The following is a 21,446-nucleotide window of genomic DNA, read 5'->3' as shown; positions in this document are numbered from 1 at the left end:
TTACTGTGTCTCCTTCTCGTCTTTGGTTTCGGGTTTCCAGTCCTTCCGCAGCGGGTACTGCCCGGCCGGCCAATCGTCCGGCAGCGGGTAACGTTTCCCCTCCGGGAGCCCCTCGATCACCGCGCCTAAAAGATCGGCCACCTCGCGTTCGTAGTTCTCTGCGCCGGGGAAGGTGCGGCAGACCGTCTTCAGGACAGGTCTCTCTTTCGGGACGGATGTCTTGATATTGAGTATGATCCCGTCCGGCCTTGCCATGTGGTATATGAAACCGAGCGTCTGGCCTTCGTCCAGTCCGGTTATGGTAAGCAGGATCGAGAATCCCGGCTCCCGCACCGCGTAATCGAATACTTCAGAAAAATTAAGGTGATCGACGCCTTCTATGAAGATGCGCCTCTGCCTGGCCACCCTTATCTTCCCGGCAAGGTTCGCGAACTTATCCTGGAATCCGGAGACGATCGTCTCTTCAGCGGTCATCTCTTCTCCCTCTCTTCCTTCTCCTCGAGGCTCACCAGCAATTTTACGACCCCGTCTATTATCGCCTTGGGGCTGGCCGGGCAGCCGGGTATGTACGCCGCTACCGGTATTACCTTATCCACGCCCGATTCCACGCTATAGCACCCGTCGAAGACGCCGCCGGAGCAGGAGCAGGTCCCTACGGCTACGACGAATTTCGGTTCCGGCATCTGCTCGTAAATACGCCTCAGCCGCGACTTGACCTGTTTTGTGACCGGCCCGGAGCAGATGAGCACATCCGCATGCCTGGGAGTGCCCTTGAGCTGCACCCCGAAACGTTCCAGGTCATATCGCGGGGTGAGCGCCGCGATGATCTCTATGTCGCAGGCGTTGCAGGCCCCGGTATTGAAGTGGAGTATCCACGGCGACTTGATCCGCGCCCAGTTAGTCACCTTTTCCGTAAACTTCATATCATCTCCTGAACAGTATGAATAATCCTGTGACCGCCCCGGATATATATACGAGCGCGATCAGGGACGATCCCGCCGTGACGGCGGGTATGGTCGATATCGTAAGCGCGACTACGTGCAGCACCGTGAAGAAGAAGGCAAACGGGAAGAACTGGCCGTAATCGGGTTGTGCCTGGCCGGACGGGACGTCCTCCCCGCACGCATAGGACTTTCGCATATCTCCGTCCTTCCCCCTGCTCTTGAAAGCGAGCCGCGAAAAGAGCTTTGCCATGGCCATCATGACGGCCAGGACTATGATAAAACTTACCGGTGGCAGAAGTATGAGATCGGTCATGCCATTAACCTTTCAATTTCTTCAGGAGAGAGGCATCGATAGAATTGTTCCGTGTAAATATGCTCAATATGACGCCGCCGACAACGACGGCAAGGACCACCTCTATCACGATGACGGTTATTATCAAGCCCTGGGCCAGCGCCGTGCGGTTAGTGACATATCCGACTACCATGAAGAGCAGCGTCACCGCCTTCATGAGAAGCTCTATGGATATGAGCGCGCGTATAAGGTTACGCGTCACCAGCAGGCAGTAAAATCCGGTTATGAAGATAAGCACTATAAAGAACCCGAAAGAGAGGGTCACCTGCAGCATGTCACCGCTCATCTTTGCCCCTTTCCGCAAAAAGCACCACCACGCCCAGCGCCCCCACTATGATGATTATTATCTGCCCGAAGAGGTCCATCTGCCTGAAGTTCCACAGTATGGCGCGCGCATCGGAAGCGGCCGCGGAGCAATGTGGCTTGAAGTCCGGTACGAGGTTCAGGAAGAGCATCCCGATGCCGGCGGCTGCAACCAGGACGAACAGGTATCGGAATCGCCTTACGTGCGCCTTCCCCGCTTCGATCGCCTCTTTTGCGGCCAGGGGCTTTGTGAGGCTTATGGTGCTTATGAATATGACCGTGATGAGACCCGAGCAGACGGATAGTTCGAATACCGCCGCGAGCGGCGAATTCAGCCTGAACATGAGAACCGTCACCGCCACGCTCGTGGCGGCCAGCCCTATGGCGGAACGGAGCAGGCTTTTGGCCATGACCGTCCACAGCGAGAAAGCCAATGTCACTGCAAGAAGAAACGTATCGAGCGTCATCTATCCCCTCTTTAGAATAAAGCCATCCCGTTCATCGGCATGATCAATTTATCGAATATTAAAGGGAAGAATATCCCCGCGACAATCGTTATGGCGGCCAGGAATATCGCCGCCGTCGTGATCCCCGGCCCCGCCTCTTTCAGGTTTTCCAGCCCGGCGGCAAGTTTACCGAAGAATATCCTTCTCTGCATGGTGAGGAGGTATGCCAGCGTGATGATCCCCGCAAGCACCGCTATCACCGCGTATAAGTAATTTCCGGTCTTCCATAATGCTATCACTATAATAAGCTTGCTCCAGAACCCCGCGAGCGGCGGTATGCCTGAGGCCGAGAGAAAGCCGATGATGGATGTGGTGCCCGTGACCGGCATCTTCTCGGATACCCCTCCCATCGCATCCATCTCGTTGGTGCCCGTCTCCATCTCCAGGGCCGACGCATTCACGAAAAGGAGCGATTTGAATATCGCATGGTTGAAGAAATGGAATATCGCCCCCGCGATTCCCAGCGCCGTGCCCGTGCCGAAACCGACGACTATGTACCCTATCTGGCTTATGCTCGAGTAGGCAAGCATCCTCTTAAGGTTCTTCTGCCCGAGCGCCGCGACGGCGCCTACCAGCATAGAGACCGTGCCGGCGATGAGCAGGATATTTTTGATCGTTTCGTCAAAACCGAAGACGGAGGTCACCACCCTTATTATACCGTAGATGCCGCAGGCCTTCGTGACTATGCCCGCAAGGAGCACCGATGCGGGTGCGGGCGCCGCGGAATATGCGTCCGGAAGCCATCCGTGAAAAGGGACCACGCCTCCTTTTATGAACAGGCCGCACAGGAAGAGGCCTATGGCTAAGAGCACCAGGCGGCTCGAGCGCGAGTCCTTGAGGGCGGCGGCTATCGAGTCGAATGAGGTGCTCTCCGATATGAGCAGGAATATCGCTATGGCCACGAGCATCGCTATAGTCGCCAGGGCCGAGAGCATTATATATTTGAATGAACCCTCAAGCCCGAGGATGTCCCTCTGGAATGCGATCAGGATGAACGCCGATATCGATGTTATCTCAAGGAATACGTAAAGCGAAAAGAGGTCCTTCACTATGGCGATACCGCTCATGCCGATGGACGCCACCATAAGAAGGTTTATGAACTTGAACCTGCTCTTATCTTCAGGTATGGCATGACGCGAGACGAGGATGCTTGCGAAAGAGACGATACCTATGGAGAGAAGCATTATGAAGCTGAGGTGGTCCGTTAAAAAATCGGCTTTAAAGAAGATATCGGTATAGCCGGATCCTGTTTCCACCGTGATAAGGCGGTGAAATACGGCTATGATCATCTGTGTAAAGAAGAGCGCGAACGCAAACCAGAAGGCAAAGCGTTTCAGGCGCTTCCCGAAAAATATATTCAGGATCATTATGCCGATCATCGGCATCAGTATGAACAGGTAAGGCATCTATATCACCCCCGCGATAATGGCGATGAGGATGGCGGCGGTTATCATCGACCAGAGCATATATGTCTTATAATTTCCGTTGTGCAGCCCCCTGATAGCGGACGAAGAGAAGGACGCCGCCCCCACCACGAGGCGGTCGTAGATGAGATCTATGGTCCTGTCGAATAACATGGCCGCGGCGGAAAAAACTTTCACTGCCCGGCTCCATATGTTATACGGATCGAGGTATCCCCTCTCCGCCTTATCATAGATATAGCGGAGCCCGGGCGCGTGATGGATATGGTCGACTGCCCCGGCCCCTCTTCCCGTGCGCCTTACGCCGTAGATATGGTTCACGAGCGCCGCGACCAGTACGGCGACGGTTATAAGGACGAGCGTCGCGTTGGCCGGGAATCCCGAGAAGATATGCCCATGAGCGCGCGCCTCACCCAGGATAGGTACGATCAGCCCGTTGATAGGAAAAGAGTTCCATACGCCGAATATGACACAGACCGCCGCGATTACGGCCATCGGTATGAGCATAAGGACCGGCGCCTCTTTTACCTTCGACATCCCGGGCTCTCTCCCCTTCCCGAGGAATGCCGCGTGCCCCAGCTTCAGGAATGAGGCCGCCGTCAGGAAGGATCCTGCTATCGCGGCGATATAAAAGATGCGTCCGCATTCCAGCGCGCCGTCGTATATAAGCTCTTTGGAGAAGAAACCGTTGAACGGCGGCACCCCGGATATGGAAAGGGCCGTTATGATGAAACACGCGAACGTGACCGGCATCTGCCTGCCCAGGCCTCCCAGTTTATCCAGGTCTGTAGTCCCCGCCTGCCGCTCCACCGCCCCTCCGGTCAGGAAGAGGCCGCTCTTATATAACGCATTATTTATCATGTGGAATATGCCGCCGACGATCCCGACCGGCGTGAATGTGCCTATGCCCAGGACCATGTAGCCGAGCTGGCTTATGGCGTGGTAAGACAGGAGCCGTTTATAGTCCTTCTGCACCAATGCCATCATTACCGCAAGGAAGAGAGTTATCGAACCTATCGCCATGAGGACCGTGCTTGCCCACGAATGAGGTGTAAGGGTGAAGATGTCGAGCGAGATGCGCGTGAGGAGATATATGCCTATAAGTTTTTCCAGCGCTGCCGGGACGAACGCCATGAACGGCAGCGGCGCGTCGACGGCGGCATCCGGTATCCAGGTATGGAAAGGCATAGAGCCGGCTTTTGCGACGGCGCCCGTTATGAGCAGTATGAATGCAACTCCCCCCAGCCCGTCGACCGTCAGCTTCATCTTCGATATCTCGAACGTCCCGCCGAGGTGGGCCGAAAGCGCGATGCCGGCCATCATGATAAGGTCGCTTATGCCGACTATGATCAACGCCTTGGTTGCCGTTTTGAAAGCGTTCTTATTGCCGATGGCGATCATACCGAAGAGGGTGACGAGAAGCCCCTCCCAGAAGAAGAGGAGGACGATCAGGTTATCCGCCAGGACGGCGCCGTTGGCGAAGCCGATGGATATCAGCAGGTACGAATAGAACTGGTTGGAGCGGTCCTTGCCGGCCATGAATACGCTGGAATAGAGGATGGTCAAAAGGCCGAAGAACGAGGTTGCGAGGATTATGAACGCGTTAAAATGGTACAGGCGCAGCGAAAATTCTATCCCCGGTGATAACCAGGTGAGGGCGGAATGTACCTCCTGCCCCTTCAGCGCAGTCAAAAATACGAAGAGAAGGACCGCGGCAAGAAGCGATATCGTCTCTTTGATATACCGTGCCTTTCCCGGCACGAAGAGCACAGCGATCCCGGCCGCAACAGGAACAAGTATGAAGAGATAAAGGGGTATATTTGTCATAGGGTACCTAACATCTGTCTGACCGCCGTCTGGGTGAAGATAGACGGATAATATATGCATACCCCCGCCGCCAGCGAGAGCGCGGCCAGGAGCGCGACCGAAATGAGCATAGTCGCAGATGCCTCTGTCGCGCGGACCTTCTGCTCACCGAGAAATATAAGGTTGAATATCCTCAATAGATACATTATGGTCAGGAATGCACCCACCAGGAAGACGGAGGTGACGGCCAGTTGCCCGGAGTTGATCGCGCCGGAGAATACCAGATATTTGCTGAAGAAGCCGCCGAAAGGTGGCAGGCCCATCACCGAAAATGCGCAGATGATGAAAGATACGGCCGTTATAGGCATCGTCTGCATGAGGCCGCCCATCTTCGTTATATCTTTGGTATGTGTATTCTGCTCCACTATGCCCGCGCATAGGAAGAGCCCTCCCTTTGCGAGGCCGTGCATAAGTATATAAAGCAGGGCCCCGGCTATGCCCACGTCGTTACCCACGGCGAAGCCGAAGAATATGAATGCAAGCTGGCTTACCGTTGAATAGGCTATGATCCTTTTCATGTCCGTTTCCACGAGTGCGGCCCCGGCCGAGACGAGGGCGCTCACCGCGACGACCGCCGGTATCGCTACGTGCCACATGGCGCTGACGCTGAAGGTGGCGATAAAGAGCCGCGCAAATACGTAAACGCCGATCTTCACCAGGACTGCCGCATGGAGAAGGGCCGTTACCGGTGACGGCGCGACGCCGGCATCCGGGAGCCAGGTATGGAACGGGAGCGTCGCGGACTTCGAAAATATGCCGACAAGGATAAGCAGGACCGCCGTGTCCGAAACGGGCGTAGCCTGCAGTTTCTCTTTTATCACGGAAAGCTCGAAGGAACCTGTCTGGGTGTAGATCAAGATGAACCCTATGAGCATTACGAGCGCTCCGAAGACGGTGACAAGGAATGCCTTGTCCGCCCGCAATACATGCTGACGTTCCCTGAAGAATCCTATCAGGCGCCAGCAGGCCAGGGCGGTCATCTCCCAGAACATATACAGGAAGATGAGGTTGCCCGAGAAGACCAGCCCCATCATCGATCCGAGGAATAGTACTACCATCAGATAGTATTCATTCTGGTTTTTGTAGTGGCTTATATACCCGAAAGAGTAGAAGACGATGACGGCGCCTATGAAAGATGAGACGATGGCCATGAATACGGCGAGGTGGTCTGCGACAAGGACGAAATCGAACCCGGGCGAGAAAGGTATGACCGCCTTCACGACCGTGCCGGACCCAAGCGCCGGGATCAGGGCCGCGGAAGCCAGTAAAGATACAGACACGAGTATGAGGGCGAGCGCGTTCCTGAACCGGACCGAAACCGAACCGGCAAGCGGAAGGAGAAATGCCCCTACGGTCGGTACAAGGACTGCCGATAAAAGATATATCTCGTTTTTCATATAAGGTAACAAAATAAAAGAAGCTTACCTTGCGTTCCAGGTGAGCTTCTATGCTTCCACCCGTCTTACAGGCGGTACTATAGCACAGGATGTGCCATATTTCAACTAAAATTTTGGCAGTACGGTCTTTCCCATAAGGTATAGGTCTATGTAATGTGCCGCCTGCCTGCCTTCGGAGATGGCCCAGACGATCAGGGATTGCCCCCGGCGCATATCGCCAGAGGCGAATACGCCTTTCATGGAGGTCATGAAACGGCCGTCGGTCTTTACCTGTCCGCGGCCATCCAGATCGATCCCCAGAGAGTCGAGAAGCCCGCTCCTTTCCGGATGTACGAATCCTATGGCCAGTATCACCAGGTCTGCGTCGATGTAAAAATCGCTCCCGGCCATCTCCCGCATCTCCGGGGCGGCACCTTTACCCGTCATCACGGCTTCGAGGCGGACGCATGCGATCTTACTGACGTGCCCTCCCTTTCCCTCAAACCTTTTTGTAGAGACGGACCAGTGGCGTTCTCCGCCCTCTTCATGGCTTGTCGACGTCTTCAATATGAGCGGGTATCTCGGCCATGGCTGGCTGTCCGTCCTGCCCGACGGCGGTTTTGGCATCACCTCCAGCTGCACCACGCACCTTGCCCCCTGCCTGTGAGCCGTGCCCACGCAATCCGCGCCCGTATCACCGCCGCCTATCACGACGACGCGTTTATCCCGGGCATCTATCAGCCTGTCGGCAGATATGGTTTCGCCTGAGGCGCGCCTGTTCGCCTGCATCAGGTATTCCATGGCAAAGTGTATGCCTTTAAGGTCTCTCCCCTCTATCCGGAGGTCCCGCGGCACGCGGCTTCCGCCCGCAAGGCATAAGGCGTCAAAATCTTTTATGAGCGCCGTCGTCTTTATATCGCACCCCGCCTCAGTCCGGATCACGAATTCTACCCCTTCCCTTTCCAGTATATTCAGGCGCCGGTCGATTATGCGCTTCTCCAGCTTGAAGTCCGGGATGCCATACCGTAATATGCCCCCTGCCTTATCGTCTCTCTCAAAAACGGTCACGCTGTGGCCCGCCCTGTTAAGCTGGTCAGCCGCCGCCAGGCCGGCCGGACCGGACCCTATTACGGCGACCCTCTTCCCGCTTCTCCGCCCGGGCGGGACCGGCTTTATTATGCCTCTCTTGAAAGCGTTCTCGATTATCGCCAGTTCGTTCTCCCTTATGGTCACCGGGTCGTCGTTTATCCCGAGGACGCATGAATATTCGCATAAAGCGGGACATAGCCGCCCTGTGATCTCGGGGAAATTGTTGGTCGCGCGCAGGAGCTCGAATGCCTTTGCCCATTGTTTGTGGAAGACGAGGTCGTTCCATTCCGGTATGTAGTTGCCTATCGGGCAGGCCCAGTGGCAGAACGGCGTGCCGCAGTCCATGCAACGGGATGCCTGGTCTTCCGAATGGGCGGCGCCGGGGATGGCCGTGACCTCGCGGTAATCCTTCAGGCGCTCGCATACGGGCCTGTAGGCGAATGTGTCGCGCTTCACTTTTAAAAAACCGTTCGGGTTACCCATCGGACACCTCTACCAGGTCCGGTTTTCCCGCGCTTTTTCTCTGGCCCAGGACCTGTTTATATTCTACCGGCATGACCTTGATGAAAGCCCGCACCTCGTATTGGAAATTATCGAGTATCTTCCCGGCGACGGCGCTTCCGGTGTAGCGATGGTGGTTGGATATGAGCGTCCGCAGCGTCTCTATGTCGCTCTCTGACAGCTCTTCCAGCTCGACCATCTCCCTGTTATATTTGGAGGCGAAACGCGGGTCATCGTAAATGTAAGCTATCCCTCCGGACATGCCTGCCGCAAAATTCCTCCCGGTCTTTCCCAGGATGACCACCCTGCCGCCGGTCATGTATTCGCATCCATGGTCTCCGAGGCCCTCGACGACCGCGTAGAGCCCGGAATTGCGTATGGCGAAGCGCTCTCCGGCTATGCCCCTTATGTATGCCTCACCGCTTATCGCGCCGTAAAACGTCGTATTGCCTATCAGTATATTCTTTTCCGGGAGGTAGTCCGTACGCCTGTCCGGATATACTATTATCTTTCCGCCCGAGATGCCTTTACCGACGTAGTCGTTGGTCATACCCTCAAGCTCAAAGGTGATCCCTTTTGCGAGGAAGGCGCCGAAGCTCTGCCCCGCAACGCCTTTGAACCCGCAGTGTATGGTATCTTCGGGCAGGCCCTCTTCGCCGTAAAGAGCCGAGACGCGGCCGCTCAGCATGGCGCCGGTCGTCCTGTCGGTATTGCGGATGACGGATCTCACCAGCACCGGCGCTCTCTTTTCCAGGGCATCTTTCGACAGTTCGATCAGTCTGAGGTCCAGGACACTGTCGATCCCATGGTCCTGGTATCTTGTCCGGTGTACGCCGTTCTCCGGACCCGCGGCCGGCCTGTAGAGTACCTTTGAGAGGTCTATCATGCGCGTCTTCTTACGGCAGATATTCTCATCTGTTTCGAGCAGGTCGGTCCTCCCTACCATGTCGTCGATCTTCCTTATACCCAGAGAAGCCATGATCTCGCGCAGCTCCTGTGCCACAAAATGGAAATAATTAATGATATGCTCGGGCCTCCCGGAAAATCTCTTCTCCAGGGCAGCGTCCTGGGTCGCTACGCCCAGGGAACAGTTGTTGAGATGGCAATGGCGCAGCATGACGCATCCCATGACTATTAGTACGGCGGTGCTGAACCCGAACTCCTCGGCGCCCAATAACGCCGCTATTGCCACGTCCCTGCCTGTACGCATCTGACCGTCCGTCTGGAGGCGTACCCTGCTCCTCAGCCTGTTGAGGACGAGCGTCTGGTGCGTCTCCGAAAGCCCCAGTTCCCAGGGCAGCCCGGCGTGGCGTATGGAACTTAACGGGGAGGCGCCGGTGCCCCCGTCCCCTCCCGCGATCAATATCATGTCTGCATGCCCTTTTGCCACCCCTGCCGCGACCGTACCAACCCCTGCCTCGGATACGAGCTTCACGCTTATGCGCGCCCTGGGGTTTGCGTTCTTGAGGTCGAAGATAAGCTGGGCGAGGTCTTCGATCGAGTATATGTCGTGGTGCGGCGGCGGAGATATGAGCGTGACGCCGGGTGTAGTATAACGGGTTTTGGCGATGGTGGCGCTGACCTTATGTCCGGGCAGCTGGCCTCCTTCTCCGGGCTTGGCACCCTGGGCGATCTTTATCTGGAGCTCATCAGCGTTCACAAGGTAATTTATGGTGACGCCGAATCTCCCTGATGCGACCTGTTTGACGGAGCTCCGGACCGAATCGCCGTTCGGGAGGGGACTGAACCTTGCGGGGTCTTCTCCGCCCTCTCCCGTGTTTGAGCGCCCGCCGAGGCGGTTCATCGCTATCGCTATCGTTTCATGCGCGGCCCTGCTTATGGACCCGAAGCTCATGGCGCCCGTCGCGAAGCGTTTCACTATATCTTCAACGGGTTCTACTTCGTCGATGGGTATCGGCACCGCTTTCCTGAAGGCGAGGAGGCCCCTGAGGGTAGTCGGGTGTTCCCGCTGGTCATTGATAAGTTTTGCAAACTCCTTATACCTTGGATAGTCGTCCTTCCTTGCGGCGTCCTGAAGGGCCGCTATGCTGTCGGGGTTCCAGAGGTGGAACTCCCCGTCCTTTTTCCATTGGTAGATGCCGCCCGAGGCGAGATACGGCTGCGGGTAGACTCCTGCCGGGTATGCCTCCCTGTGCCTCGAAAGGTACTCTTCCTGGATGGCGTTGAGATCGGATCCGCCTATCCTGGAGACGGTCCCTGCAAAACACCTCTCCACCACGTCTTTATTCAGGCCCAGCGCCTCGAAGATCTGGGCGCCCCTGTAGCTCTGGAGCGTCGATATCCCCATCTTGGAAAGGACCTTCATTATGCCTTTGTTCACCGCCGCAATATAATTCTTGAGCGCAACTTTAACGTTCGGAGAGAGTTCGCCCGTTGCCTTAAGATGGCCGATCGTCTCATAGGCCAGGTACGGGTTGACGCAGTCCGCGCCGTAGCCGAAGAGGAGCGCGAAATGGTGCACCTCGCGCGGCTCTCCGCTTTCCACTATGATGCCTATCCTCGTCCGCAATGCCTTCCTGACGAGATGGTGGTGGACGGCGCCGATCGCCATAAGGGCCGGCAGGGCCGCATGGTCCCTGTCGACGCCGCGGTCGCTCAATATGATGAAGGTACACCCTTCCCGTATCGCGGAAGAGACCTTGCGGCATATCGACGATAGCGTATTTTCAAACCCGTCCTTATCGGATGGGTCAAAGAGGGTGGATATCGTCTTTGTCCTGAAGCCGTTCTTCTTTATCGCGCGTATCTTCGCCAGTTCCTCGTTAGTGAGTATTGGCCGTTTCACCCTGAGCCGCCGGCAATGCTCATCCGTTTCGTCCAGGAGGTTCCCCTCCGGGCCGAGATACGTCTCCAGGCTCATGACGAGCTCTTCGCGTATGGGGTCTATGGCCGGGTTAGTCACCTGTGCGAACAGCTGTTTGAAGTAGCTGTAAATAAGCTGCGGGACCTCCGATAGCGCCGCATGCGGCGTGTCGTTTCCCATGGAACCGATCGGCTCAACCCCCTTTTCAGCCATCGGCTTGATGATCATCTTCAGGTCTTCCCTGGTATAACCGAACGCCTTCAGGGCCGTCTGGAGATCCCCCTTATCGGCGGGCACTTTTCCGTCGGGCAAGTCCTCAAGGTCGACAAGGTGCGAATCGAGCCATGCGGAGTAGGGAGCCCCGGATGCGAGGCCGCCCTTTATCTCATCGTCGTCTATTATGCGCCCCTCGGCGGTATCTATGAAGAACATCTTGCCCGGCTCAAGTTTCGCGGAGACGAGTATATCCGAAGGGTTGATATCGAGCACCCCTACTTCCGAGGCCATGACGACAAGATCCCGTTTCGTTATTATGTACCGAGCGGGGCGCAGGCCGTTCCGGTCCAATACAGCGCCGACCCTCGTCCCGTCCGTGAACGCTATGGCCGCCGGGCCGTCCCATGGTTCGGTCAGGCAGGCGTGGTACCTGTGGAAGTCTTTTATCTTCTTCTTCATGAGACCGTTCTCTTCCCATGCGGACGGTATGAGCATGCTCATCGCGTGAGGCATAGACCTGCCGGACAGTACGAGCAGTTCAAAGACATTATCGATGTTCGCCGAATCGCTGCCGCCGGGAACTATGACAGGCATTATCTTCCTGATGTCCTTCCCGAAGAGCCTGCTCTTCAAGAGACCTTCCCTCGCATGCATCCAGTTTATATTGCCGCGCAGGGTGTTTATCTCCCCGTTGTGGGCCAGGAAACGGAACGGCTGGGCAAGGTCCCATGTCGGGAACGTATTGGTGCTGTAGCGCGAATGGACGACGCATATGGCGCTTTCCATTGCCCGGTCTTTCAGGTCGGGGAAGAAATTTCCCGTCTGAGAAGGCGTCAGGAGGCCTTTGTAGGAGAATGTCCGGCACGACAGGTTTGTGACGTAAAAGGAGACCTTGCCTGCGGCCCCGCCGCCCCTTATCGCGTTTTCGACGCGCCTTCGGATCAGATAGAGCTTCCTCTCAAAATCGAAGATATCGGAGACCCCCTTACCCTTCGTTATGAAGACCTGTTCTATCACCGGTTCCGTCTCGCGCGCCGCTAGCCCTATATCGGAATCGTCTACCGGGACCGCCCGCCAACCGGCGCAGACCTGCCCCTCTTCCCTTACGATCTTTTCGAAGATGCGTTTATGGGACTTCCTTTCTTCCGGGTCACGGGATAAGAATACGAGGCCTGAGCCGTAATCGCCCTCGCCCGGAAGCGCTATACCTGCCCTGTCGCAAACCGTAGAAAAGAATTTGTGCGGCATCTGCATAAGGATGCCGGCTCCGTCGCCAGTTTTCGGATCGGCCCCGGTCGCCCCGCGGTGAGAAAGGTGTCCGAGCACCTCCAGGGCCTGGCGTATGATGTCATTCGACCGTATGCCCTTTATGTCGCACACGAATCCTACACCGCAGCTGTCGTGCTCAAAGCGCGGGTCGTATAATCCCTGTTCTTCCGGAACGTTGTGAAAGTTCATTGTATGGGCACCTTCCACCTATCGACATCGATGTTCAGCCTCTTTATCTTTGAGCGCATCGTATTGCGGTTGATCCCGAGTATCCTGGCCGCCTTCAATTGATTTCCCTCCGTCCTCTCGAGGGTATATTCTATGAGCGGTTTCTCGATGATCTCCAGGATAGACCTGTACAGCACACCGTTCTTTTCGCGGCAGAGCGACTCCCCCAGCCTGGTGATTATATCTTTCAGCGTCGACGCCCCGGGTTCATTGATCTTGCCGGCTAGCCGCATCATATCATCCGTCTTCAGGTCTACGGATGTCCCATACCCTTCCCTCTGCAGGGCATCGGTCAGTATGCGCTGTATGTTCTTTTCGTCCCTGGAGATCAGTATAGTCACCATCTTGACCTTCTTCGGTTTCTTGCCCAAAATATAGGCATCCTTTATTAAAAAAAATATGTTCCTGATCTTTTTCCGCCGGCCGCCTCTTTTCCGGTCAAAAGGCAGCCGGCGGGAAAGCCCGGACCTGTTTAAATATCGAAGTAGAGGTAGAATTCGTAAGGGTGCGGCCGCATCCGCACGGAATCTATCTCTTTCTTTCTCTTGTATTCTATCCAGATGTCTATGACATCTTTGGTGAAGACGCCTCCCTTGAGGAGGTATTCGTGGTCCGCCTCCAGGGCATCGATCGCCCTTCGCAGAGATGACGGTACGGTCGGTATCTTCTTAAGCTCTTCTTCGTTCAGCTCAAAGAGATCGGCATCATTCGGCTCACCCGGGTCTATCTTGTTCTGTATGCCGTCCAGGCCGGCCATCAGCATGGCGCTGAATGCGATGTAGCCGTTACATGCCGGGTCAGGCGGACGGAACTCTATACGCTTCGATTTAGGGCTGTCGGAGTACATAGGTATGCGTACCGCCGCAGAACGGTTCCTGGCCGAATAGACGAGGTTGACGGGCGCCTCATATCCGGGCACAAGCCGTTTATAGGAGTTGGTGGTCGGGGCGCAGAAGGCCATTAAACTGTTGGCATGCTTCAGGAGCCCTCCTATATAGTATTTCGCCGTCTGGCTGAGCAGGGCATAGCCGTTCTTGTCGTAGAATAGGTTGACGCCGTTCTTCCACAGGCTCTGGTGACAATGCATGCCCGAACCGTTATCCGCAAAGAGAGGTTTGGGCATGAACGTCGCTACCATCCCGTTCTTCCTGGCCATGTTCTTTATTATGTATTTGTAGAGGAGCAGGTTGTCGGCCATCTTTGTCAGCTTGTCGAACTTCATGTCTATCTCGCACTGGCCGGCTGTCGCGACTTCATGGTGATGGACCTCCACATTGATGCCGGATTCGAGCATCTTAAGGATTATCCTGCTCCTGAGGTCCTGTAAGGAATCATGCGGAGGTACAGGGAAGTATCCTTCTTTGAACCTTATCTTGTAACCCAGGTTGGGGTTTTCTGTCCTCCCCGTGTTCCAGTCCGCCTCATCGGAGTCGATAAAGTAGTAGCCGGAGTTCTCTGTCTGGTCGAACCGGACATCGTTGAAGATGAAGAATTCGGCTTCCGGCCCGAAGTAGACGCTGTCGGCGATCCCGGTCGTCTTGAGGTACTTCTCCGCCTTCTTGGCTATGTAGCGGGGGTCGCGCGTGTATGCCTTTCTGGAAAGAGGGTCGTAGATGTCGCATATGAGGCTCAACGTAGGGACTTCGCAGACAGGGTCTATGACTGCGGTCGAAGGGTCGGGTATGAGTATCATGTCCGACTCCTGTATCTTCTGGAAGCCTCTTATGGATGAGCCGTCGAACCCTATACCGTCCACCCATATGGAACGTGTGATATCGTCCATCTCTTTCATCTCAGTGGCCGGTATGGAAAAGTGCTGCCACAGGCCGGGCAGGTCATTGAACTTCAGGTCGATTATCTGGATACCCTTATCCTTCACCATCTTCATCACCGACCGCGCCGCCTTTTCGTCAAATGAGCCGTTCACGAGAGGGTTTTTGGTCTTAACCTCTATCATCTCTTTCTTCTTTGCCATCGCTCTATTCCTCCTTTTATCTTTCGTTATTTTTACCAAATAAAAAAGCGTCCGAATGGTCACGACTTCGTTGACCTGTTCGAACGCCTATGTTCTTATCTTCTTTGCTTAAAGAGGCACTACAATGTGCCTATATTTTAGCCACCTGTATATACAAGTAAAAACGGGCCGGATTTGGTAACCAGAATCCAGTTTTTATCCTATCGCCTCTCCGCCCTTCTCTCCGGTCCTTATACGCATACACTCTGCAAGGTCGAGCACAAATATCTTCCCGTCCCCTATGTTCCCCGTCTTTGCGCCGCGCATTATAGCATTTACGGCCGGCTGCAGGTACTTGTCGTTGACGGCTATCTCGAGGCGTACCTTCTTCAGCATATTGCCGGTCTCTTTCCTCCCCCGGTATACTTCGGTACGTCCCTTCTGGCGCCCGCATCCGAGGACGTTCGAGACCGTCTTAAGATATATCTGGTCCCTGTCAAGCTCCTGCAGGACATTCTCCAGCTTGTGCGGCTGCAGTATCGCGATTATAAGTTTCATATGTGCCTTCCTTTCCTATTAGTCCAGCAACGTATATGCGCTCTCCTCGTGCTGCGAAATGTCGAGGCCCACGACCTCGTCATCGTCGTCCACCCTCAGACCCATGACGGCGTCCAGGACCTTCAACAATACGAACGTGACCACCACGGAATATACCATCGTGGCCAGGACGCCCGTAAGCTGGACCATGAATTGAGAAGGGTTCCCGAAGAAGAGGCCGTTGTTCCCCGCGGGATTTATGGCCTTCTGGGCAAATAGGCCCGTCGCAAGGGCGCCGACCGTACCTCCCACGCCGTGGACGCCGAATGCGTCAAGAGAGTCATCGTAGGCCAGTTTCAGTTTTATGACCGCCACCGCCATGTAGCATACAAGCCCTACTATTATCCCTATAAATATCGCGGAGATCGGAGAGACGAACCCGGCCGCAGGGGTTATCGCAACGAGGCCGGCTACCGCTCCTGTCGCCCCTCCAAGGATGGTCGGTTTTCCCACCGTCTTCCACTCTATGAACATCCATGTGAGGGCGGCTGCCGCTGCCGCGGTGTTGGTCGAGATGAATGCCCATACCGCCAGCTCATTCGCGCCGAGCGCGCTCCCCGCATTGAACCCGAACCACCCGAACCACAATAGCGCCGCGCCCAGTACCGTAAGGGGCAGGTTGTGAGGGCTCATCGGTTCACGGCCATAACCGCGCCTCTTACCCAGTACCAGTGCCGCGACCAGCGCGGCTATACCCGAGGAGACATGGACTACCGTGCCGCCGGCAAAATCGAGGGCCCCTTTAGCGCGCAACCATCCTCCGGTCCCCCATACCCAGTGGCACACGGGGTCGTAGACCAGCGTTGCCCATAGCAGCGTGAATATAACGTATGTAGAGAACTTCATCCTCTCCGCGAAGGCGCCGGTGATGAGTGCCGGCGTTATGACCGCGAACATCATCTGGTATGCCATAAAGAGGAGATGCGGTATAGTGGCCGCATAATCGGCGTTAGGGGCCATGCCCACGCCTTTAAGGCCGAACCACGCAAGACCTCCTATGAAGTGCCCTTTGTCAGGGCCGAATGATAGCGTATAGCCCCAGAGTATCCATTGGATGCTCAGGAGGCATAGGATGAAGAACGACTGCATCATCGTCGCGAGGACGTTCTTGCGCCTCACGAGCCCCCCGTAGAAGAACGCCAGCCCCGGCGCCGTCATAAGCATCACGAGCGCGCTCGATATCAGGACCCACGCCGTATCGCCTGAATTTATCATAACCGCCTCCTTTTTAGTTAAAACGTTTTATGCCCGGCCGGGGTTCGCCCGGTTGCGGATCTTTGTGAAACCGAGATCATCCTGGAAAAATTAAGGCAGAGCTTCTCTGTCAGCTCCCTGAGGGCTTCACGGCCTTCATAACACTCAAAAAGGATATCGGCCGCACCCTCTCTTAATTCGCCGCACTCTCTTATCCAGCTTGTTATCATCTGAGGGGTCACCTCAACATGGAATTGAAGGCCATACGCGTTGGCGCCGACCTTGAACGCCTGGTTCAAACAACCCCGGCCTTTTGCCATAAGCGTGCCTCCCGCGGGTATTTCAAAAGTATCATGATGCCATTGGAAGACGCGTATCTTCGCCGGTATCCCGGAGAATAACGGATCGCGCAGGCCGTCCTCGGTCAATTCGACATCGTACCACCCGATCTCTTCCTCTTCCGCCCTCTTTACCGTCGCCCCGCAGGACCTGGCCAGCAACTGCGCCCCAAGACATATTCCTATTGTGGGGATCTCTTCCTCTACTGCCTTCTTCAGGAACGCGATCTCATCTTTCAGGAACGGATATAGCTCCTCTTCATATGCGTTCATCGGTCCGCCCATGGAGACGATCCCGTCTATATTGGTAAGTTCGCCCAGGAGCGCACTCTCCCTGCCCAGGTCGATCACACTAAGGTCCCACTTTGTATTTGCGAAAAAATCGGCTATGGTGCCCGGACCTTCAGATCCAACATGTTTTAAGACCACTATCTTCCCCGACATAACTTTCTCCCGGCCCTAGAACCTGGCGATCACTTCCGCGGACAGTGTGTTTTGATAATTTGACGTCGTTTTGTCGCTGGTGAATACCTGGCCGCTCGCCTTGTCATACCTGTATTCGAACCTCGTTATGAGGTTTTTGAATAATCTGAATTCGTTCGTGAGCGTGAATTCCCACAGTTCCAAATCCGACACAGGCATTGTTGTGCTAGTAAGGACTCCGGTCCGCACGCCGTCCCTGTCGTGAAAGAATTCGCCTCTGCCCGCTATGGACCACCAGTCAAAGAGGTCATATTTGACGTAGCCGGCAATGCCGTCCCATGTGGCGTCCTTACCGTCTGTGTAGCCGGCAAATGCGGAGGCGCCGTTCTTCTCCCAGCCGTAATCATAATTTGCTTTAAGGGTCAGTTTGTCGGTCACTTTATAGGTGGCGACAAGGTCGATCAGGTTCCTGAGGTCTTTGTCGGAGTCGGCCCGTTCCGCTCCGAACATCCCTCCCACCCCTAAAGAGAGCGGTTCTATCGGTGTAATATATATCTGCGCCTCTACGGTCTTCGCCTTATTGAGATCGACCACCTGGTCCCAGCCGTTCACTATACCTATATATGTTTCGACCGGCACATTCTCAAAAGGCTTGTAATATGCCCTCACGCCTGTATGCGTGAACGGGATGGCGTAGCCGAAAAGGTATGACCTCGAAAAGCTCCAATTATTGACCGACTCTATGACTTCTGCGCCGTGCAGTGTGGCAAATTTACCTACCTTGAAAGTCAGCCTCTCCATCAGGGGCAGGGTGAACGGAACGCAGAACTGGGCATACGCCTGCTGCAGGTCAAACTCATCCCCGGTGTTTCCAAGGCCGTTCGAATGGATAAGCCGCGCATCCCGCCCATAGTCAAGGTCCACGCGGAACCCTACCGGGGATTCCATGCTTACCGGTTTTTCGAAGTTTATCTGGGCCATATTAAGCATAAAGCCGTTTGCCTCGGTATCGAAGACCCTGAGGTTGTTCGTCCTGGAGTTGGGCGCGACCGGAGTGTTCGTGTTGAATATATAGGAAGTATCGACGAAACCGTGGACCTCTATCTCCTTTGCGAATGAGGTTACGGCCTCCTGCATCCCGGTCCCGGGCGCCGATACTTTGCGTTCTATGTTTTCGGTTTTGGTCTCGGATAACTTCACCTTCTCTTCCAGCGCATTTAAGCGCTCTTTCAACAGCGCGATCTCTTTCTTCAGCTCCGCGTTCTCAATAGCCGCCTGATCCGCAAAAGCAGGGAAAGGACCGACAGACGAACAAAAAAAGTGTATTGCCATGATGCATGCTATCTTTCTAACTCTACGCATATATTCTCCTTACGGTTTAACGCATATCCCTTTTGCATGAAAAAAGGCGCCTCATCCCCGTCTCTGGGGAGTAAGACGCCTGTGTCTCGGTAATAAAAAAAGCGTTCTCTCTCAGTGAACGCCTTCGTCTTGTGTACACATCTCTGTGTATGGCCCCTGCGCGGGCCTCATATATACAAGTAAAACCGGATCAATTATGGTAACCGGCCCTGCCGGAGCTTTTAAGAAAACGGCATTTATTCCTTATCGCCTTACGTATCTTTATCACCATGACGTGGGATATGCCCATCCGTTTTCCTATCTCCCGCACGGTGAGACCGTCCAGCGAGAGGGACAGGACATCCTTCTCCCTTTCTGTGAGCCCTGCCCCGCCTACCCTCTCTTTCAGGAGGGACGCGTTTACATGGTCTTCGAGTGCAGTATCTCCGGACGCGATGAGGTCTTCGAGGGTCGAATCGCCGTCTTCTGCAAGGCGGTTCATGCTCGTAAGATCAACCCTGTCCATAGCCGTGCGTATGTAGTTCTTAAGGTGGAAGTAACACCCCTGCAGCATATAGCTGTCGGTCTTATCGGCCAGCTTGCCCAACCGGAAGAGCAGCCAGAGGTTTATCGCCGCCTCCTGAAGGAGGTCATCGTCATTGAAGAAGGAGAAATGGCCGTTCAGACGGTGGCATATCCTCTTCAATGTCGGGGATAACCTCTCATATATGCGTTCAAATTTTTCGTTCATAACGTTTACCTTCCCTTTAAACAGAAAGCCCCTTATAAGCAGCTCTGCTCTTATAAAGGGCGTCATCGTCCAGCAACGACTCGTCAGCGAGTCAAGACCCGGTCTTCGTTAACCTCTGTACCTGTTGCTTATGGGCATTCTCCTGTCCCTGCCGAAGGCCTTGGGAGTTATCTTTATCCCGGGAGGCGATTGCCGTCTCTTATACTCGCTCTTATCGACCATGGCCATCACCTTCCGCGCCGTATCCTTATCGAATCCCTCTTTCACCATCTCTCCTATATCGCGGTCCTCTTCTACGTATAGTTTCAGTATGGGGTCCAGTTCCCCGTATGGCGGCAGCGTGTCCCGGTCCTTCTGGTCAGGCCGCAGTTCGGCAGTCGGCTCTTTACGGATGACCGTCTCCGGTATCACCTCGCCGAGAGAATTCCTGTATTTGGAGAGCTTGTATACAAGCGTCTTGGGCACATCTTTCAATGGGGCGAATCCCCCCGCCATGTCGCCGTAAAGCGTCGCGTACCCGGTGCTCATCTCCGATTTATTCCCGGTGATCAGGACGAGCCACCCGAATTTATTGGATAGGGCCATAAGGATCGTCCCGCGTATCCGCGCCTGAAGGTTCTCTTCGGCGATACCCCTTTCGGATCCGACGAAATGCGGCTCGAGCGCCAGGAGGTATATCTTAAAGAGCTGGTCTATCGGCACATTGAAGAATTTTATCCCAAGCCGTCCGGCGACCTCTTTCGAGTCAGCCGCGGAAGCCGGCGAAGAGTATCTGGACGGCATGAATACGCCGGTGACATTTTCGGGGCCAAGCGCATCTGCGGCAAGCGCCGCCACAAGGGATGAATCTATGCCGCCGCTCATCCCCAGGACAACTTTCCGGAAGCCGTTCTTCACGATGTAATCCTTAAGCCCGAGCTTCAGGGCCTCATAGATCTCGGCAGACGGCTCAAGCGGCCCGGTCTTTCTCCTGGTTACAGGCGCCGTCTTCTTCTCTGCCCGGCACTCCAGGGTGACCGGTCTTTTGGCCGGTTTCGCAAGGGGCCGGGCGCTTACCTCTATATCGGCTATGAGCAGATCCTCCCTGAACGGATCCGCCCTGTGCGTAATGGTCCCGGAATCATCTATTATCATGCTCTGTCCGTCGAATACCAGCTCATCCTGGCCGCCCACGAGATTTACATACGCCAATGAAGCCCTCTCCTCTCTCGCCCGGGCCCTGATGACCGATTCGCGTTCTTTGGTCTTACCGGCGTGGTAAGGCGAGGCATTTATACTTATTATGAGATGGGCCCCCGGGGCTGCCTCGCGCTTATCCGGACCCTCCCTCTGCCACAGGTCTTCGCATATACTTACGCCTAATACCGTTTTCCCTATCCCGAATATGAACGGCCCCGACCCGGGTTTAAAGTAACGCTTTTCGTCGAATACCCCGTAATTCGGCAAAGATATCTTATGGTATACGCCGGCGACCTTCCCGTTACACAAGACGGCCGCGGCGTTATAGATATCCTTCTTTTGCCTGTCCACAAAACCGACTATCGCCGCTATCCCTTTCGTCGCCTTCGAAATGGTGTCGAGCGAGGCGAGGTTTTCATCGATAAATTGCGCCCTGAACAGGAGGTCTTCGGGCGGATAGCCGGTGATCGCGAGTTCCGGAAAGGCGATCACCTCGGCGTCCGCCGCCTTTGCCTTTTCGATATATTCGGCTATCTTGATGGCATTTCCCCTGAAGTCGCCCACCGCGCTGTTTATCTGGCCTATCGCAAACCGGATCTTATTCTTCATGGCTCTCACCTTATAACAAAAAAGCGTCCTTATCCAAAACTCCGGATCCAGACGCCATAGTCCTTAAAACAAAACGTCTTCCGGCGTACTTTGCCGGAAGACCTCTTTGTCTTTCATCCATACTATATCACAATTTTCAGGTTTGTCAACAAGAATCGGCTGAAT

Annotated in this window: 18 protein-coding genes; all 18 read right to left on the bottom strand. The window is 55.1% G+C overall.

All coding sequences use genetic code 11. The features are described 5' to 3' along the window. The 18 genes from WC515_00730 to WC515_00645 all read right to left on the bottom strand — a co-directional run bounded on the left by WC515_00730 (position 1) and on the right by WC515_00645 (position 21,281). Positions 1 to 474 carry an NADH-quinone oxidoreductase subunit C gene (locus WC515_00730; GenBank protein ID MFA5145896.1) on the bottom strand — a complete coding sequence of 158 codons (474 nt, stop codon included), beginning with the start codon at positions 472 to 474 and terminating at the stop codon, positions 1 to 3. Further along, positions 471 to 923: an NADH-quinone oxidoreductase subunit B family protein gene (locus tag WC515_00725; GenBank protein MFA5145895.1), complete on the bottom strand. Its 453-nt coding sequence runs from the start codon at positions 921 to 923 to the stop codon at positions 471 to 473. Before WC515_00725 ends, WC515_00730 begins: the two co-directional genes overlap by 4 nt. A 1-nt stretch (position 924) precedes the next feature. Beyond that, entirely contained in the window at positions 925 to 1,257 is a 333-nt protein-coding gene (locus WC515_00720) for a hypothetical protein (protein MFA5145894.1), read from the bottom strand. Positions 1,258 to 1,261: 4 nt separating this feature from the next. Then, entirely contained in the window at positions 1,262 to 1,582 is a 321-nt protein-coding gene (locus WC515_00715; GenBank protein ID MFA5145893.1) for an NADH-quinone oxidoreductase subunit K, read from the bottom strand. Then, positions 1,572 to 2,066, bottom strand: coding sequence for an NADH-quinone oxidoreductase subunit J (locus WC515_00710; GenBank protein MFA5145892.1), 495 nt, complete (start codon positions 2,064 to 2,066; stop codon positions 1,572 to 1,574). Before WC515_00710 ends, WC515_00715 begins: the two co-directional genes overlap by 11 nt. A gap of 11 nt (positions 2,067 to 2,077) precedes the next feature. Then, entirely contained in the window at positions 2,078 to 3,511 is a 1,434-nt protein-coding gene (locus WC515_00705; protein ID MFA5145891.1) for a proton-conducting transporter membrane subunit, read from the bottom strand. After that, positions 3,512 to 5,353, bottom strand: coding sequence for a proton-conducting transporter membrane subunit (locus WC515_00700; protein ID MFA5145890.1), 1,842 nt, complete (start codon positions 5,351 to 5,353; stop codon positions 3,512 to 3,514). Next, the gene (locus tag WC515_00695) at positions 5,350 to 6,789 is read right to left on the bottom strand and encodes an NADH-quinone oxidoreductase subunit L (GenBank protein MFA5145889.1); all 1,440 of its coding nucleotides are present in this window, start codon (positions 6,787 to 6,789) and stop codon (positions 5,350 to 5,352) included. The genes WC515_00700 and WC515_00695 overlap by 4 nt, the downstream gene beginning before the upstream one ends. Positions 6,790 to 6,894: 105 nt before the next feature. Further along, positions 6,895 to 8,340: a glutamate synthase subunit beta gene (locus WC515_00690; GenBank protein MFA5145888.1), complete on the bottom strand. Its 1,446-nt coding sequence runs from the start codon at positions 8,338 to 8,340 to the stop codon at positions 6,895 to 6,897. Further along, positions 8,333 to 12,856, bottom strand: coding sequence for a glutamate synthase large subunit (gene gltB / locus WC515_00685; protein MFA5145887.1), 4,524 nt, complete (start codon positions 12,854 to 12,856; stop codon positions 8,333 to 8,335). Before gltB ends, WC515_00690 begins: the two co-directional genes overlap by 8 nt. Next, on the bottom strand, positions 12,853 to 13,266 hold the full coding sequence (locus WC515_00680) for a helix-turn-helix domain-containing protein (protein MFA5145886.1): 414 nt from the start codon (positions 13,264 to 13,266) through the stop codon (positions 12,853 to 12,855). Before WC515_00680 ends, gltB begins: the two co-directional genes overlap by 4 nt. Positions 13,267 to 13,367: 101 nt before the next feature. Further along, positions 13,368 to 14,783 (bottom strand): type I glutamate--ammonia ligase, encoded by a 1,416-nt coding sequence (gene glnA / locus WC515_00675; protein MFA5145885.1) that lies wholly within the window; start codon positions 14,781 to 14,783, stop codon positions 13,368 to 13,370. A 282-nt stretch (positions 14,784 to 15,065) separates the two neighbouring features. Further along, positions 15,066 to 15,407, bottom strand: coding sequence for a P-II family nitrogen regulator (locus tag WC515_00670; protein ID MFA5145884.1), 342 nt, complete (start codon positions 15,405 to 15,407; stop codon positions 15,066 to 15,068). 18 nt (positions 15,408 to 15,425) lie between these two features. Continuing rightward, a complete protein-coding gene (locus tag WC515_00665; protein ID MFA5145883.1) occupies positions 15,426 to 16,661 on the bottom strand; it encodes an ammonium transporter in 1,236 nt (411 codons plus the stop codon). A gap of 17 nt (positions 16,662 to 16,678) precedes the next feature. Next, on the bottom strand, positions 16,679 to 17,422 hold the full coding sequence (locus WC515_00660; protein ID MFA5145882.1) for a type 1 glutamine amidotransferase: 744 nt from the start codon (positions 17,420 to 17,422) through the stop codon (positions 16,679 to 16,681). Between the two features lie 15 nt (positions 17,423 to 17,437). Beyond that, a complete protein-coding gene (locus tag WC515_00655) occupies positions 17,438 to 18,763 on the bottom strand; it encodes a porin (protein ID MFA5145881.1) in 1,326 nt (441 codons plus the stop codon). 190 nt (positions 18,764 to 18,953) lie between these two features. Next, positions 18,954 to 19,493, bottom strand: a complete 540-nt coding sequence (locus WC515_00650; protein MFA5145880.1) for a sigma-70 family RNA polymerase sigma factor — start codon at positions 19,491 to 19,493, stop codon at positions 18,954 to 18,956. Between the two features lie 108 nt (positions 19,494 to 19,601). Next, positions 19,602 to 21,281, bottom strand: a complete 1,680-nt coding sequence (locus WC515_00645; GenBank protein MFA5145879.1) for an NAD+ synthase — start codon at positions 21,279 to 21,281, stop codon at positions 19,602 to 19,604. Positions 21,282 to 21,446 lie beyond the last annotated feature (165 nt).

The sequence above is a fragment of the Candidatus Omnitrophota bacterium genome, assembly GCA_041650805.1.
GTDB lineage: Bacteria > Omnitrophota > Gorgyraeia > 2-01-FULL-45-10 > 2-01-FULL-45-10 > JBAZKM01.
This window is presented reverse-complemented; position numbering and strand designations above follow the sequence as displayed.